This is a genomic window from Pseudomonas sp. NBRC 111143, from assembly GCF_001320965.1.
Classification (GTDB): Bacteria; Pseudomonadota; Gammaproteobacteria; order Pseudomonadales; family Pseudomonadaceae; genus Aquipseudomonas; species Aquipseudomonas machongensis.
Genome location: NZ_BCBT01000050.1, coordinates 31,665 through 46,501 on the forward strand (window position 1 = coordinate 31,665; position 14,837 = coordinate 46,501).

General features: G+C 52.3%; 12 protein-coding genes and 1 pseudogene. 6 read left to right on the forward strand and 7 right to left on the reverse strand.

Features of this window, described 5'->3' with window-relative positions; genetic code table 11:
- Positions 1 to 80: 80 nt before the first annotated feature.
- From pth to APH44_RS22520, 3 genes are all read left to right on the forward strand, one after another.
- Positions 81 to 665: an aminoacyl-tRNA hydrolase gene (gene pth / locus APH44_RS22505; RefSeq protein ID WP_054894616.1), complete on the forward strand. Its 585-nt coding sequence runs from the start codon at positions 81 to 83 to the stop codon at positions 663 to 665.
- Positions 666 to 687: 22 nt separating this feature from the next.
- Positions 688 to 1,788: a redox-regulated ATPase YchF gene (gene ychF, locus APH44_RS22510; RefSeq protein WP_054894617.1), complete on the forward strand. Its 1,101-nt coding sequence runs from the start codon at positions 688 to 690 to the stop codon at positions 1,786 to 1,788.
- 265 nt (positions 1,789 to 2,053) lie between these two features.
- Positions 2,054 to 3,204, forward strand: a protein-coding gene (locus APH44_RS22520; protein WP_156343779.1) for an IS3 family transposase whose coding sequence is annotated in 2 segments (ribosomal slippage) — positions 2,054 to 2,288 and positions 2,288 to 3,204 — 1,152 coding nt in all. Because the reading frame shifts where the segments join, the coding sequence is not laid out codon by codon here.
- A 331-nt stretch (positions 3,205 to 3,535) separates the two neighbouring features.
- Here the strand turns inward: APH44_RS22520 and APH44_RS22525 are convergent.
- From APH44_RS22525 to APH44_RS22535, 3 genes are all read right to left on the reverse strand, one after another.
- Positions 3,536 to 4,564: a DUF4238 domain-containing protein gene (locus APH44_RS22525; RefSeq protein WP_054894620.1), complete on the reverse strand. Its 1,029-nt coding sequence runs from the start codon at positions 4,562 to 4,564 to the stop codon at positions 3,536 to 3,538.
- Between the two features lie 68 nt (positions 4,565 to 4,632).
- Positions 4,633 to 5,457, reverse strand: coding sequence for a hypothetical protein (locus tag APH44_RS22530; RefSeq protein WP_054894621.1), 825 nt, complete (start codon positions 5,455 to 5,457; stop codon positions 4,633 to 4,635).
- Between the two features lie 1,323 nt (positions 5,458 to 6,780).
- Positions 6,781 to 7,116 (reverse strand): GrlR family regulatory protein, encoded by a 336-nt coding sequence (locus APH44_RS22535; protein WP_054894622.1) that lies wholly within the window; start codon positions 7,114 to 7,116, stop codon positions 6,781 to 6,783.
- Between the two features lie 771 nt (positions 7,117 to 7,887).
- Between APH44_RS22535 and APH44_RS22540 the strand changes: the two genes are divergently transcribed.
- Together APH44_RS22540 and APH44_RS29845 are read left to right on the forward strand one after the other, a co-directional pair.
- Positions 7,888 to 8,724 (forward strand): hypothetical protein, encoded by an 837-nt coding sequence (locus APH44_RS22540; RefSeq protein WP_054894623.1) that lies wholly within the window; start codon positions 7,888 to 7,890, stop codon positions 8,722 to 8,724.
- Positions 8,725 to 9,004: 280 nt separating this feature from the next.
- Positions 9,005 to 9,694, forward strand: coding sequence for a hypothetical protein (locus APH44_RS29845; protein ID WP_156343780.1), 690 nt, complete (start codon positions 9,005 to 9,007; stop codon positions 9,692 to 9,694).
- A 294-nt stretch (positions 9,695 to 9,988) separates the two neighbouring features.
- On the opposite strand, the pseudogene APH44_RS29390 reads toward APH44_RS29845, so the two are convergent.
- Together APH44_RS29390 and APH44_RS22550 are read right to left on the reverse strand one after the other, a co-directional pair.
- Positions 9,989 to 10,805: pseudogene (locus APH44_RS29390) on the reverse strand (IS5 family transposase).
- Between the two features lie 163 nt (positions 10,806 to 10,968).
- A complete protein-coding gene (locus tag APH44_RS22550) occupies positions 10,969 to 11,829 on the reverse strand; it encodes a potassium channel family protein (protein ID WP_054894625.1) in 861 nt (286 codons plus the stop codon).
- A 141-nt stretch (positions 11,830 to 11,970) separates the two neighbouring features.
- On the opposite strand from APH44_RS22550, the gene APH44_RS22555 reads away from it, so the two are divergent.
- Positions 11,971 to 13,011 (forward strand): hypothetical protein, encoded by a 1,041-nt coding sequence (locus APH44_RS22555; protein ID WP_054925601.1) that lies wholly within the window; start codon positions 11,971 to 11,973, stop codon positions 13,009 to 13,011.
- A gap of 383 nt (positions 13,012 to 13,394) precedes the next feature.
- Here APH44_RS22555 and APH44_RS22560 read toward each other — a convergent pair whose 3' ends face one another.
- Positions 13,395 to 13,865 (reverse strand): antitoxin Xre/MbcA/ParS toxin-binding domain-containing protein, encoded by a 471-nt coding sequence (locus APH44_RS22560; RefSeq protein ID WP_054894627.1) that lies wholly within the window; start codon positions 13,863 to 13,865, stop codon positions 13,395 to 13,397.
- Between the two features lie 108 nt (positions 13,866 to 13,973).
- On the reverse strand, positions 13,974 to 14,690 hold the full coding sequence (locus tag APH44_RS22565) for a GIY-YIG nuclease family protein (protein ID WP_054894628.1): 717 nt from the start codon (positions 14,688 to 14,690) through the stop codon (positions 13,974 to 13,976).
- Positions 14,691 to 14,837 lie beyond the last annotated feature (147 nt).

Consider the following 14,837-nt stretch of genomic DNA (forward strand, 5'->3'; position numbering starts at 1 on the left):
TCCACTCGCACGCCGGCGTTGATCGGGTTACAGTGCCGCGCGCACCGTAACCCACCAACTCCAAGGAAAGAGCCCCTGACGTGACCGCCATCCAGTTGATCGTCGGCCTGGGTAACCCCGGCCCCGAATACGAACAGACCCGGCATAACGCAGGGGCTCTTTTCGTTGAACGCATTGCCAGCGCCCAGCGCGTTTCGCTGTCCGCTGACAAAAAGTATTTTGGCCTGACGGCTAAGTTCAGCCATCAGGGCAACGATGTTCGCCTGCTGATTCCCACCACCTACATGAACCGCAGCGGCCAGTCCGTGGCGGCATTGGCCAATTTCTTCCGTATCAAGCCGGAAGCGATCCTGGTGGCACATGACGAACTCGACCTGCCTCCCGGCGTCGCCAAGCTCAAGCGTGGCGGCGGGCATGGCGGGCATAACGGCCTGCGCGACATCATCGCGCAGCTCGGTAACCAGAACGACTTCCACCGCCTGCGGCTTGGCATTGGCCACCCGGGCGACGCCAAACTGGTCTCCAACTTCGTCCTGGGCCGCGCGCCGCGCGCCGAGCAGGAGAAGCTCGACGCCAGCATCGATTTTGCCCTCGGCGTGCTGCCGGACGTGCTGGCCGGCGACTTCGCCAAGGCCATGCGCGAACTGCACAGCCAGAAGGCCTGACTTTCTAGAAAGGGGAATTCCCATGGGTTTCAATTGCGGCATCGTCGGCCTGCCCAACGTCGGCAAGTCCACCCTGTTCAACGCCCTGACCAAATCCGGTATCGCGGCGGAGAACTTCCCCTTCTGCACCATCGAGCCGAACAGCGGCATCGTGCCAATGCCCGACGCACGCCTGGCGGCGCTGGCCGAGATCGTCAAGCCGAACCGCATCCTGCCGACCACCATGGAATTCGTCGACATCGCGGGCCTGGTCGCCGGCGCCTCCAAGGGTGAAGGCCTGGGCAACAAGTTCCTCGCCAACATCCGCGAGACCGACGCCATCGCCCACGTGGTGCGCTGCTTCGAAGACGAGAACGTGATCCACGTCTCCAACAGCGTCGACCCCAAGCGCGATATCGAGATCATCGACCTCGAACTGATCTTCGCCGACCTCGACAGCTGCGAAAAGCAACTGCAGAAGGTCGCTCGCAACGCCAAGGGCGGCGACAAGGAGGCCCTGGCACAGAAGGCCTTGCTGGAAAAGCTGATCCCGCACTTCACCGAAGGCAAGCCTGCGCGCAGCCTGATGAAGCACATGGCTGACGATGAAAAGGCCGCGATCCGTGGCTTCCACCTGCTGACCAGCAAGCCGGTCATGTACATCGCCAACGTTGCCGAGGACGGCTTCGACAACAACCCGCACCTGGACGTGGTGAAAGCCATCGCCGAGGAAGAAGGCGCGGTCGTGGTGCCGGTGTGCAACAAGATCGAAGCGGAGATCGCCGAGCTGGAAGACGGTGAGGAGAAGGACATGTTCCTCGAGGCCCTCGGCCTTGAAGAACCCGGCCTGAACCGCGTGATTCGCGCCGGCTACGAGCTGCTCAACCTGCAGACCTACTTCACCGCCGGTGTGCAGGAAGTCCGCGCCTGGACCGTCCGCGTTGGCGCCACCGCCCCGCAAGCGGCCGGTGTCATCCACACCGACTTCGAGAAGGGCTTCATCCGCGCCGAAGTGGTCGCCTATGACGACTTCATCCAGTTCAAGGGCGAAAGCGGCGCCAAGGAAGCCGGCAAGTGGCGCCTGGAAGGCAAGGACTACATCGTCAAGGACGGTGATGTGATGCACTTCCGCTTCAACGTATAGTGAGCGCTCATTGACAGCCAACCATCATGTGCCAACCTATGGACACGATGGTTGGCTGTCAATCTGTAAAGTGCTAGTTCGAGCTCATCTCGGGCTGCTCTTCAGAGGAGGCTCACATGGCTTATCTGGAGTACGTTCACCTTTCTCCTGTCTCCTCCACCACCTCCTGTGGTCCATCCACCTTTGCCCCGCATCTACGCCTTGAATCGCCCCTGGTTTCGTAGACACCTCCAAGCCTCATAATGAGGCCCAAATAGGAGGTGCCATGAGTCGTCAGCGTTACCCCGAAGAATTCAAGATCGAAGCGGTCAAGCAAGTGACCGAAAAAGGCAAACCTGTCGCCGAGGTCGCCCAGCGCCTGGGCATGTCCGTGCACAGCCTTTACGTCTGGATCAAGGTCTACAGCAAGCCCCAAGAGCAGCGTCAGCAAGACAATGATCAGCAGGCTGAACTGCGCAAGCTGCGCGCTGAACTCAAGCGGGTGACAGAAGAGCGAGACATCTTAAAGAAGGCCGCCGCGTACTTTGCCAAGGAGTGCGGCTGAAGTACGCCTTCATCAACAAGCACTCGACGGATTACCCAGTGCGTCGCCTTTGCCAAACCCTCAAGGTGCATCCCAGCGGCTACTACGCTTGGTTGGCCGAGCCTCACTCTGCCCGAGCCAAAGAAGATCAGCGCCTGCTTGGCTTGATCAAGCAGGCCTGGTTAGAAAGCGGCGGCGTGTATGGCCATCGCAAGATTCACGATGACCTGCGAGAGCTAGGAGAGATCTGTGGGCGAAATCGAGTCGGTCGCTTGATGCAGGCAGAGGGGCTGCGTTCGCAAACGGGCTATCGCCGTCGTCCTGGGTTTTATGGCGGAAAACCAACAGTGGCATCGCCCAACCATCTGGCCCGGCAGTTCAAGGTCTGTGAGCCGAATAAGGTCTGGGTGACCGATATCACCTACATCCGCACCTATGAAGGGTGGCTGTACCTGGCGGTAGTGCTGGATCTGTTCTCTCGCCAAGTCATTGGTTGGTCAATGAAGCCCAGGATGAGCAGCGACCTGGCCATCGACGCCATGCTGATGGCCGTGTGGCGACGCAAGCCACAGCAGCAAGTGATGATTCACTCAGACCAAGGCAGTCAGTTCAGTAGCTCAGATTGGCAAAGCTTGCTGAAGGCCAACAATGTGATCAGCAGCATGAGCCGACGGGGAAACTGCCACGACAATGCCGTAGCCGAGAGCTTTTTCCAGCTTTTGAAACGGGAGCGAATCCGACGGAAGATCTACGCAACGCGTGACGAAGCCCGAAGTTATATTTTCGATTACATCGAGATGTTCTATAACCCCAAGCGTCGACACAGCAGTGCTATGCAGCTGTCTCCAGTAGAGTATGAGAAACGCTATTTCCTGAGCTTGGAGAGTGTCTAGGAAACCAGGGGCGATTCAAAGCCTTGAGCCGTGAGCTTCAAGACGCCGGCTATGAGATTGACTGGAACAAGGTGATGCGCAGCTAGCAGGGTTTACCTATGCCATTGCCAATTCTCGATGGCACAAGCCGCGTGAAATGCGTAACCTGTGGGGGATTGCTCTGAGACTTTGTTGGCCATGGCCTCCCCTCGGAGACACTTGATAGCCCGCCTCACATGGCGGGCTTTTCTATTTTTACGGGAATGCTAAGGACAGTACCCAGCTTACCGTCACAGCAGCGCCATTGTGAAGGTGGTGTCCGCCTTATGAAAACCTACACAACGCGTAATCATCAGAGGTCGGGATAATTGGCCTCCTCTCTCGACTGGGTCTCATGCCATTCCGCCCAATGCTTACGTACTGCTTTAAATTGCTCGGGACAGACGGTACGGGGTCTGTACTCCTCAATATCTCGCGTATCTGTCGCAAATACGTAGTGATGGGCCCCGGTCAAAATCATCATCCTGAAAAATGCTGCTTGATCGAGACTCAACGTGGTGCCGCGCCGAGGGGGTGGTGAGCCAACACACGTGTACAGAAGATGCTTAGGACTGAGTGGCATGAACAGCTTTGTGCCTGGAACATCCCAACCGCCCTCAAGACTAAGTGCTCCATTCGCCCCAACTCCGACCCTCATGAACGGATTATCGGACGTTGGCCAGGTGACTCCAGGTGGGGCGTGTAGGATGGTCCAACGATGATTTGGCAATCGATGGATAGTGCCCTTGAGCACATGTTCGATCTGCCAGAGCCAAAACTTCCGCCCGACCAAGATCTCGGCTTGGATGCCTTCTTCGCCATGCTCATTCTTCACACGTTGAATCTTCAGCGGCAGCTTACTGTAAGGGTCTAGAACCGGAGGAGGCTCAGGTTGAACTCCAGCGGCTGAAGCTGCCTCAATTTGGCCCACGGACCACTTCATGGTCTCAGACAGGAATGCCTCAAGCGTTTCAGTGTGGCGTTTGATAAAGCTCTGCATTTGGGCAGGAGTACGGACAGATTGCGCAACAGCAAAGCGGAACAAATTGTTCCAATCCTCTCGGGACAACTGCGACTCGCTGACTACCTTTTCGACGGATGCGAGTCCTGGACTTTCGAAATCCCGCTCAAGCCAGCGCTCGACTTCGTCGCTCTCCTCAGAGCCAGCCAGACGCGTATAAAGATGCCGAAGCACAGCCACGCTTTTGGTTGAAAGCGGCTTCCAAATCGCGCTTTTTTCATGTGGCACTAGCAGACGGTAGGCGAGGACGTTGCCTTGGATCATCCAGTGTCTCAGGTACGCCTGAGGTACGTAGTGGTTGTCCTTTTTGATGCTTTCCATTTCTGCTACATCCTCAAATGCCTTGCCACTTGGCAACCGTGCTCGCATGGGTGGCTCGCCAGCGAACCCTATCTCGAACCATCCTGGACGAATTCCAACGTCGCCTCTATATCCTTCTTATTGGCAGGCATCTTCGCACCCGGCGCATTAGCTTTCTCGGCAGCCGCTTGGTGATCATCAGGTGATGGCCAACGAGTCCCGAATCCCCTCACCAAATAGCGGTTAGTCCGGTCAAATTCGTACTCGCTCTGAAATTCCCCTGGCCTGAACGATATGAGCCGGGAATCGTACAGTCGAGTGATGGCATCGGCTACCTGATGCCTGAGCACCCCTGTGTAATGGACCAGGCGATCATAACTCAAGGTCGCAATCCCTCTGCGGTCTCTAAAGGCGAGCAATGTGAGGTAAATCTTCAGCGCGTGAAGAGATAGCTGTGAGAAGTTGAATTCCTTCAACAGGAGCATCCGTCCACGGTTGCCATCGTAGAGCCAAAGCTTGGGGATCTTGCCCCACGCATAGTCATCGTCCCAAGCCAAAATTTGAATCTTCGATCCACTCTTGAGTGCTTGCGGCTCCCTCTTGATGAGCTGCGCCGCCTCCAACCTGGTGAGTGAGCGCGATATGACCGCTCGGGACATCACTGCAAGGCTTTCCAGATCTGTGTAGGTGAAGGTTGCGAGACCAGTGCGGTAATCCGCCTGGCAGCAAAGCACCAAATAGAGCTTGAGCGCGGCGATGCTTTCGTTGCGTAGCGGAGCATCATCTGCGTCCCTCACGAAATCGAGCATCGAGAACATCCGCACGCCCTGGGGTGAACGGCCCTGAAAATTCACTAGTCCTTGCTCATGAATCCAACGCAAAGGCATTTTTGCCCAATGACTTCCCGTACTCATCTGGATTTCCACCACGCTAGGTAAATCACAAACATAACTAGGACCAAGCTGAGCATTACGCAGCAAAGCGCAAGGTTAACAGGGTCTGAGTAGAGCGCTTTCTCGAAGAGCTTAATGAAGTTGTCCACCTTAAATAGCTCCGCAACCAATTCAGGCTGCAATTTGAAGCATCAAGGCGCCCTCTATCTAGATAGGGGCGGCACGAGAATGACTCTGGAGCCCGCGCAGGTCATGGGGCCAGTGGGAAATTTATAGTTCATTTCGATGAGGGTAATGGAGGCTGGATTGATGGTGAGCATCTGAATCACAGCTCAAACGACAACAGAATTTCGGGCTGCCGGTTTGCGCGGACTGGTGATTGGCACCGTGGTAAAGTAGCTCGGCCCGCACAGATTTGGAGGATCGCAGAGGGTGAAGCCCTACTCCTTTGGAGGCGCATCCCTGCCCTGAGCTTCCCAGAAAGGTGGGCACAAAAAAGCCGCCTTGGAGGGGCGGCTTTCTCGGCCAGCTAGCTTTTGGAGAAGCTTACCGGCGACTTGATGACACGTTCGACGGGTTGAATATAGCTACGTGTTAAATCACGTGCAATAGCATCCTACGTTGCCTTTTTTGATCAAGCGCTCCATCTCTACGAAGCTCATCGGGATTCTATGGATCTCTTCGGAAAGATTGAACATCATCATTTTGGTGGCGTTTTGACTCCATTTTGGGGGTTAAGCTAGCTGAATCGGGCATTTAGGCGATTTCCGCCTACCTAGACACACCGTCGGATAGAGGTGTGTTGCTACTAGCAACAGGGGCTGCACAATATGTGTATTTCACCCATACCGTTCGTCGAAAACATGCCAAAATCCGACGAGAAACAGTCGCCACTGCTCTAGGTCGGCTCGCCGATCAATGGTAAAAAGATGGCACGCGCTAGCTTGCTATCGCTTGGCCCCTCAACCATGGGTGGAACCGTGCCGGGAATGGGCCTATTCACAGAATTCGGACTTGATGATGCGTTCGACAACAAATCATCAGCCGACCGCCGAGCCCGGAGAGGCGGTCGGAGTCCGGTTCCTGCACTAGGAGCCTTCCCCAATGGGGTTGAAACTTCCTTTGCGCTAGGTGTGGCGCGCTTTGCAGGTGATCACTGGCGTGCTTAACGCTGGTCGCTTGTTCAGCGGTGTGCTGGACATGCTTGATCGCTTGGATCACTGAATAAAAGACCCCGCCAATCGGCGGGGTCTTTTTTTGGGCTTTGCCTGTCGAGGAAAGGCCCCCTATCCAGCAACAACCCAAGGGGTATGGGTGAAAAGCGAAGGCGGTATCGACGCTGGCTCACACTACCGGCTGGATTTTACGGCCACCTAGCTGAATGGTTAGCTGAGGGTGTCCCTCCACGGCTCCGCGCAGCTCGATGGTGCCACCCTCGTAGTCAACGCGCCCCCTCGCCAAAAGGGTGTAGTTGTCGATGCCTACGACGTTTACGTTACCGTTACGATATTTCCGAACGATAAACCGTGATTCGAACTCGCCAGATTGAGTTGGAACCTCCCCTTGGTAGAGGTAGTGAGGATCGCCTCCATTCACCGCGCCGTCCTTCACAACCACGAGTCCGTCACCGAAATCGCCTGTGCTCGCGCGAAACTCCACATGAAAAATCCCACCGGCCATACGCATTAACCTCGGTTTATTGGAATGAAGAAGCGTAGTTCACCAAGGCTAGAGGCGTGGTGGGGCACTGTAACTTTGTGTGTAACAAAATTTTGGGAAATTGCACCTGAACTGACAAGGCGTTTGCATCCCACTTAACCACCTGTTGGCATTCAAATTGGCCAGCCATTTGAATCGGATGTGACCAGCACACTGCAAAAAAACCCATCGAGACCATTCAACATTTGGCTAAGGGGGTGTCCACCGCAGTTGCTGAGCGGCAAGCCTAGGCAGCATGCTTCACATTTGGTTTCAGATTGTTAGCAAGGCGTTTGCACGCTCCAGGCCAAGGCCCGAGTCATGGATTCGCCCGGCCGAGAGTCGAATCCTCTTCATGAAGGATCATTCTGCAACCGGCCTACACGCCTATGCGTGTCGCAGACACTCGTGCAATGAAAAAGGTCGTTATCCTAACGCCGAATGGACGATTTCGCTGCCCGCTACTTTGAGCGTTTGGAGGCATGCCGATGGTGGTCCTGAGGCTAATGGAAACTTACTCCTGCTGGCTAGTGGGTATAGGCGCCTTCGCTAACAGCCGCTGACGACGCACCGCCGTCCCTCGCGTCGCACCGCAAGCGGCTAGGAGAAGCCACTCGTGGAGGCCTTGTAATGTTGAGTAGGCTCCGACTATTGTCTGGAGCAGTTGTATCGGGTTCTGGCGAAGCCAGTGGGTTACAGTTACGACTCAATGCCACTAACGTAAATATTTCAACATAACTCCTAGGATGGCTCATGGAAAAGGAAATCGTACAGAGGGCGGTCAGTCGGCTTGCCAATACAATGCGGATCTATGGTGAGGAACATCTTCGTTACAAGAGTTTGGTAGCAGTTGACAAAGAGGAAGCTATCGAGAACTTAGATAGAGCCTGGGAAGCAAAGTTAGAGGCTTTTCACACACTGTACGATGTCTCTAAAGATGAGTTCGATTACTTTGCACAGTCGGATACATCTTTGCTGATTGCCTTGCGTAATGCGTTGCATCATCGAGATCACTCGTTATTTTCCAGTTTGCTCCCAGAGTTGTGGCTCTGCGAGGCCCCTGAGAGGTTAGAGGGAGCAGCATTTTTACTGGCGAGCCATAAATTTGTGGGCGGCGAGCAATCACGCATGCATCATTTTATCAAGTTGGATGACATATATTCTCGCCTAGATCCCAGTAAGAATTCGCCAGAACTTCTGGGGATCGGAAAAACGGCCGATCTCCAAAAACGGTTCAATCTCATAGCGGAAGGCCTTAGTTTTATGAAGATTCAGACAGAGGCTAAATCTGAGCGATATCCAGAAAAGCAAGTGTATCTCGATATCATGCCGATTTTTATATCGGGTGTGGTTAGGGTGTTTAGGGCACTAAAATCCTTGGGCGTAGAGTTCAAGGGATACGACGCAAGAGCTTATGAGAAGTGCTTTACGGAAGAGCTAGAAATAGATCTAAGTTTCTTTGAGTTCAAAATTCTCAGGATGAATATGGTCCAGCTCTATCTTGGGCCGACTCTTACAGTTAATGAGGCTGCAATTTTATATGGTCGCAAGAGAAAATCTTGCGAAGAAGATTCTTATTTTGATTTTTAGATGCTAACCTACATTGAATAAATCTTATATTGCCCCGCTGCAAGATGACTAGCCGCGCCTAGATTCTGAGAAGGCGAATGATCTTCGGCGCCATAGCATGTAGTGGTTACACCAATTTTTATGCTCATGCAGGCGCGCTAGCAGCATTCATCATAAGGGTAGCCCTAGGCCGTCTTTCGCTTCTAGACTAAGGTCATTTGACCCAGCGAGTGGCCTTTGGGCTACTCGCGAAAAACTAGGTGTTACAGCGCCGGGCCTCAATCTAACCGGGAGCATGATATTGACTCGTAGAATTGCGGTAGACCACGTTCGCGACAACTTTATCAGGGAGATTAAAACCGCACGAAAATTGGTTCAGTCGGTTCACGCGTTGCCTCGCTACTCTCCCAAATCACAAGGTATTCATCCCTCGCATGTGCTTCAGGTAGCTGAGCTTGCATTCATGGGATTGGTTGCCTCTTGGGAAGAGTTCTTGGAAGGAACACTTGTAAGATATGTTGCCAATGCTACGACCAACTCAGGCTACAAGCCGACGGCCAAAATAGGTTATTCTGCCACATTATCAGATGCCTATGTGGTTCTATCCCAGAACCCAAACTACGATCCTGCCAAACACTACCTAAAGGTCACTGATTACCAATGGGTAGTGAAAACTGCTAACTTCCTTTTCTCGGCCCATCCCTATAGCTGTATTAGTAACCAACTGAACCTATTGAAATATGCGATTTCCATCCGTAATCGGGTCGCTCATGCTTCCGATAAGTGCAGGAAGGACTTCGTGTTAGTTGCAAAGCTATTCAAGTTTGCGGCCCCTAATGCACAGCCCTTACCACAAGGCTTCACACCAGGAAAATTGCTGTTCGAAAATGTACAGCGCCACTTCTCTCAACAATGCATCCAGCGGCAAACAACTCATTTCGAGGCCTATGCGAGTTTATACGAGGTATTAGCTCGCCAGATCGTTCCCTGAAGTTGACAAGCGTTAGCACAGAATTGATTTAAACTTTGTCGTAAGCTAACGCCGTAGTCGCTCTTCACAAAGGCAGCTATGGCTCAATGGCCGTCATTCGTGGTCACCAGACTTCGTTCCAAGTCGCACGATCATGAATGACGGTCCTTGGTAATAGAGAGACGCGCACTCATCGAGATGATGCCCTTCGACAACGAGTTATCTCATCTCAAATAGATTTCAGCAAGTGTGGTTCATGGCCGCAGCGCCAGATCAGTTTGAGCTCGCGTACACTTTGGGCGGCAGGGGAGCATCTTAGGCTCTGTACGAAAAGAGATGTCGCAAACACCGCATGGAACAAGCCAGGGAAACCATGGCGGCGCAACTTTTAGCGAGCTTATCGAAGCGCGTTACGATCCGGCAGTTCTCTTTCAGCCAGCCAAACATGCGCTCGATGATGTTGCGCTGTCGGTACTTGGGCCGATAAAACAGCCTGGGTAAGCCAGGCTTGGGTTTGCGCTTCATCGAGCGCAGCGGGATGACGGGCTGCATCCGATATTGATCGCAATAGCGGCGTAGTGCGTCGGCGTCGTAGCCTTTATCGGCAAGCAGCCATTTGCAGCGTTTGCGCGGGTGGCCATTTTGGCTCGAATGTCACTGGCTTGACCGCCAGATAGTAGGAAGCGCAACGGTGTCCCGTTAGCGTCGCAGAGCATGTGGATTTTGGTTGTCAGGCCGCGGCGACTGCGGCCTAGAGCGTGATCGGCAGGCTCGTCAGGCCCCCTTTTTTCTCGGCGCCAGAAGAGGCTCGGGTTGCGTGTACTGCGGTTGAGTCGATCATCCAGGTTAGCAGATCGATCAAGCCTTGTTCATTCAATCTCAGGTGCAGGCGTTTCAGCATCTGATCGAACGTCCCCTGATTTCGCCAGCCCCGAAACCGTTGATACACCGTTGACCACGGGCCGAAGCGCTCCGGCATATCTCGCCACCCAGCGCCCGAGCAGAGACCCAAGAGCACGCCATCAAGCATCAGTCGGTCGCTCAAGCGAGGCCGCGCTCGGCCATGGGTTTCGATGAAGAGATCGGAGACTACTCCCCAGGCCTCTTCCGAGAGTTCGTAACGCTTTGCCATCACAGAATTCCTTTCCGTCGAGGGCGGGTGACTCTACAAAATCTCGGTGTTCAAGGGGCGGCGATTGGTTTTCTCGGGATTTCGTACAGAGCCTAGCCCCGAAGGGCGCTGATGAAATTACTCGGGGACCGTACGGAGTCTTATATCTTTTTTTAACGGGGCTTTATACAGTTGAAATTAGTGACCGAATATCTGCGACTCGCGTAAGGTAAATTTCATGATATGACTTCACACCACTCTTATATTTTTTATTAGCCAGCTGCGTATCTTTAAAGTAGTTCTCAACGAAACCATCGACTTCTTCCAGCAGGTCATTTAGGATATTTAATGTTCGCGGTGTTTTCCAGGCAACCTTAAGCTGGGTTAAGTTAAGTAGATACTTTCGCGCAATGCTTGTTAGCTCTTCAATTTGATAAAAAGTAGCCTCAATGCTGGTTCGAAGTGCCGCTATCTTCTGATAACGATGAGCGTATTCCGCGCACTCATTAAGCATTTTCATGCTTCGCAAAGCTGGATAAAACGGATTACCTTGGTTAAACATAAACTGGCGGTCATTTATCCTTGACCTGTCATCTGCGCCGTGTTTTTTTGCGGGCACTACCAACTCTTTAGCTTCGCGCCTACGATCGCCGATCAGTTCCTTTCCTTCAACTAGGTTGGCTAAGCAAGCGTTATATTTAAAGACAAAACGCTCCTCCACCAAGTGTTCAATTAACCTCTCTTGCTTGAGAGATACCACCTGTGAAATAGAATAGCCTGCAAGAACTAATCCGGTGACTGCTTCTATACTTGAAAGCGCTCGTGCTAAACCCAGAGGTTGCAGGTCGCCGTACCCGAGCGTTGTCACTGTTACTAAGCTAAAATAGCAAGCATCGCTGAAGCTAACACATGAGAGATTTTGGAAGACTGGAACCTTTGCGAGTGAAAGAGCCCAGTAAAATACGGCGAATAGCAACACGACAAAAAAAAAATAAAGGGTAAGCCTGACTATCAATCGAATATATTGCTTATTGGTTGGATACATTGTTGACCGTCCTTGCTCAAGCCATGGATAGAGACGGTTCTACCATCCTCCGAGTAGATCTGCAAGAAAACGCGCATAGTTGAAAAATTTACTTGGATGATGCATAATTTTTGATTACCACAATTTATGCAGGGAAGCAAGATGAGCGACATGGAAAAAGCAAATATTTTACATCAATTAAAAACGTACTTTGATGTTTCTCCAGAGGTTCTTGACACTCTGCTTGACCAAATATCGAACAGGTCTGTTAAGGATAATTTCAAACGGATCACTAGTGGGTTGACTATTGAGGACAATTATAAGCATTTGTACTCTTCTTTGCCCTGGATCAAGAACATTAGTGGACTTCATCAAGCTCAGGCAGAGAAATACAAAAAGAAATTCCAAATTCCAGATTACTCACTGCTAATTGAAAATTCTCAAAAAGACACCTTTCCTTTATTAGTAGACGTCAAATATGTAAAAGGTGCCGCCCAAAATTGCACTATAATTCCGAAGCAAAAGCATACCCTGCGCGAATACGCAAAGGCTCACCGGCAGCCGTTGCTGGTCGCAATATACTGGGAGTTTATAGGTTACTGGACGCACACCTGTCTTTCTCACTTTGGGGGCAAAAAAAATAATAAGATTGATTGGCAGACCGCAATTCGTAATGATCTGTCGCATATGCTGAGCGACTACACCTTTCTCATTAACAAGCCATTTTATAGAAAAACTGTCTTTCCGAAGCCGGCTGATCACTCGGATGGAAACGTCGCGCGCCACGAAGTTTATGGGAAATATGACTCGGTTTTCATTGGTCGAGATGTGAATTCTCTCTTTAGAGAGGATGAGCCGTTTTACTCAATGGTAATTGATGCGAATTTTAACGCAACTTCTGTTTCAGTTGAAGAGCAGGAGGATAGAATCTGTCTTACTGAGGAGTTTTCTCGTCAGCCAAGCATGATAAAGATTAGCCAGTGGTTGTTGAATTTTACTCAGTTTATGAGTATTAAGCAGTCGATGGTAGTCAATGATATGCATGTTTTGGAAATGGCGAGAACCATTATAGTTGATCTTATGCATAGGCTCGGATATTCATTGAACTACAATATTCCTTCTGCTAAGAATAAGTGCACTGACGAACTTTTTGAGCTCGCTTATAAGGACACAATTGTGATGTACGAGTATCGTCGCAGCTAGGTGCTGTACGAAATGAGGTCTTGTGAACATCGTCGGCAGTAGGCCAATTTGGCCATAGTCGAATAATTCCTGTGTTGCAGTAACTAGTGGCCGGTCGGAGATGTTCTTTAACGCTTGAGAAAAATTCGCTCTTGGTATTCTGAATTTTCGAATAGCTGTGGCCAATTTAATTGAATAAAGGGGATGGGTCAAAGCATAACAGTGAGCGTTGGGAGATACACTTATATGAGGTCTGCTTTTTTCGTGGTGAATCGGTAGACATCGCAAACAACATCACTGACGCCTTCAATTTCGACTATGCCGATAACTTTCATCCCTATCTCCTTGCGTCAGCGAGCGCACGAGAGCAGATCCGCCCCGAAGAATCGCGTGCAGGGTCGCTGCTACTGGTATACACCCAAGCGAGCGCGTTCCAAGTAGTCCATCACAACCTTGAAACCCACCGAGGTATCAAGCATCTCGAAGGGAACCATACCTGACAGATGCTTACATGGCCGTCCCAGCCAATGCTCGGCTAGGGGTTGAGAGCCGAAGACCGTCACAGCAAGATCCAAGCCTTGGGCGTACTGGACCGCGACTGCACTCTGCTGGGGATTCAACCGGACTTCGTTATGGGGAGCACTCAACCGCTGGATAGTCCGAGAAGACTTCCCCATGATTTGCTCCAGTAGCTTGCGGGCCTTGAACAGGCACGACGAGTGGACCATAACCTGGACATCACTCAGGGCGAAACCAGCTTTAACAAGATGCAGGATGTCCAGTGGGCTCAAGCTTCCTGATTCAGCTTGGGTCAACAGGAACATCGGTGGTTGAGCTACCGCCCCTCCTTGAGGACTCAATAATGATGAACTCATTGCACTGACCTCCCTATGATCTGGATGCCAGATTAAATCCGTTTCACTCTCATAGCACTAGAATGCTGCTCAAGGGGGCTGAGTACACAGCTATATGAACTGGCCTTCTCATGCGTCGAAATCCAATTCGGCCTGATGAGGAGGCGCTTCCCTGGCACACAGTGGCTGCAGGGTGAGCTTTTTCATGATGATGTCGGCGAGCGGTATAGATTTGGCTTGTACCTCTGTCTCCGGCCAACTCATTGGCTGGCCAGGTAGGCTTTCAGGCTTAGGGAGCCTTCCCCAGTTTTGGACGTCAGGCGCCTCAAATCCAGCCATCAGCGCACGCTCAAGCCAATAACCTTCAAAGTAGGTTGCATTGCTTTGGGTGCCTGCGACCCAAGTCAACACAGCAGCGCGAACCTCCACCTGCTCATGTTTTGCCCATTCAAATAGCGCGTACGAGCTGTGCCCCACTCTGGCGTGATTGAAATGCTCTCGCAGGCGCTTGCGCAGGTTAGCTGCCTGGCCGATGTAACAGGCTTTACGAATACCGTCATCGCTCTGTGCGGTCAGCGAGTAAATCCAGTAGCCGCCTGTCTCCGTTCGACGCACGATTTTCTCAGAGCCTGGCGGCGGACGGTCTTTGAAGTCAAATCGGACTCTGAGCCGCTTTCCGCTCTTGCAGAGGAAGCCGGCGTAGTCACGACCGTTACGCGTGACGCTCAGGTCGTTGCTCGCGGCCACTGCGAGTAGCTGCTGTCGAGTTCGAATCAGCCCAGCATCAATCGCGGCCTGCATGGTGCTCCTCAGCCGCCTGGCATGTTCGATAGCTTCCCGGTCCATTTGGGCTCCTGATGGCTCTTTGCAATCGGAGCCTACGGTCAACAGTGCGGGGATGGCAATTCACGCGTTGAGCAAAGCAGCCCCCGAGAACGCGCCGGACCCATTTCTCGACTACTGTTTGGTGGCTATTAGACTTGTCATCTAAGG

Coding starts and splice junctions, on each gene's coding strand:
- APH44_RS22560 (WP_054894627.1), bottom strand. CDS start 13,865: ATGAGTTCATCATTATTGAGTCCTCAAGGAGGGGCGGTAGCTCAACCA.
- APH44_RS22550 (WP_054894625.1), bottom strand. CDS start 11,829: ATGTATCCAACCAATAAGCAATATATTCGATTGATAGTCAGGCTTACC.
- APH44_RS22535 (WP_054894622.1), bottom strand. CDS start 7,116: ATGGCCGGTGGGATTTTTCATGTGGAGTTTCGCGCGAGCACAGGCGAT.
- APH44_RS22540 (WP_054894623.1), top strand. CDS start 7,888: ATGGAAAAGGAAATCGTACAGAGGGCGGTCAGTCGGCTTGCCAATACA.
- ychF (WP_054894617.1), top strand. CDS start 688: ATGGGTTTCAATTGCGGCATCGTCGGCCTGCCCAACGTCGGCAAGTCC.
- APH44_RS22530 (WP_054894621.1), bottom strand. CDS start 5,457: ATGAGTACGGGAAGTCATTGGGCAAAAATGCCTTTGCGTTGGATTCAT.
- APH44_RS22525 (WP_054894620.1), bottom strand. CDS start 4,564: ATGGAAAGCATCAAAAAGGACAACCACTACGTACCTCAGGCGTACCTG.
- APH44_RS22565 (WP_054894628.1), bottom strand. CDS start 14,690: ATGGACCGGGAAGCTATCGAACATGCCAGGCGGCTGAGGAGCACCATG.
- APH44_RS22555 (WP_054925601.1), top strand. CDS start 11,971: ATGAGCGACATGGAAAAAGCAAATATTTTACATCAATTAAAAACGTAC.